This is a genomic window from Aeromicrobium sp. PFPM2_SD2 (assembly GCF_057364525.1).
Genome location: NZ_JBNFNZ010000790.1, coordinates 1 through 590, shown reverse-complemented (window position 1 = coordinate 590; position 590 = coordinate 1). Strand labels below are relative to the sequence as shown.

At 50.7% G+C, this 590-nt stretch carries 2 protein-coding genes; both read right to left on the bottom strand.

Going from position 1 to position 590, the window contains the following annotated elements; translation table 11 throughout:
- Positions 1-61: 61 nt before the first annotated feature.
- The gene (locus tag AC2W7G_RS18140; protein WP_485869660.1) at positions 62-208 is read right to left on the bottom strand and encodes a hypothetical protein; all 147 of its coding nucleotides are present in this window, start codon (positions 206-208) and stop codon (positions 62-64) included.
- A 56-nt stretch (positions 209-264) separates the two neighbouring features.
- Positions 265-590: hypothetical protein (locus AC2W7G_RS18135; RefSeq protein ID WP_485869659.1), on the bottom strand; the 326-nt coding region annotated here is incomplete at its 5' end.

Genomic DNA, 590 nt, shown 5'->3' with positions numbered 1-590 from the left:
CTTACTTAGAGTCTTTGACCTTTAGTCCTTTAGTGATAGTTTAGTCCAAACTACTTGCATATCAGTTGGTTAGCGTGTAGATGACTGAAGTCCCCTTTTGGTCGTCCAGCGCATTGTTCTTCAGCTCGGTCGCCGCCTTCAGTCGAGACTCAAGGATAGCCGCCATCTCATGTAGCGTCGCCTTGTCGCCTGTCTTGTATGCCAGCATGAAGCGGGACATTACGTTGTTAAAGTGGTCTTGCTTAGCGCGTTGTGATTTAGTCATTACAGTTTACTCCCTAAGGTTGCGATGTCCCAGACGTTTGCGAGGTTGTGCACGAATCGTCCGTTCGGTTGTCTTACAGTCCAGCGCCCTAGTGGTAAATACTGGAAGCGGTAGACTTTACGTGCCTGAGTCCAAGACACTGGGTCTGTGATTATCAGTCGCCCGTTGATATCCACCATCACGTTAGCGCGGTGTGTGTCGAATGATGCCAGCCCGTAGAAGAACCTGTTAATCTTCTTAGCAGTCTGCGCAAGGTCCTTGATATACTGGGCCTCGACGTGTGCAAACTCAGCCCGTGCGTCTTGGTCCAGCCACCAGCTCAGGG

Excerpts from the sequence above, each read along its gene's own strand:
- AC2W7G_RS18140 (WP_485869660.1), bottom strand. The coding sequence starts at position 208 with ATGCTGGCATACAAGACAGGCGACAAGGCGACGCTACATGAGATGGCG.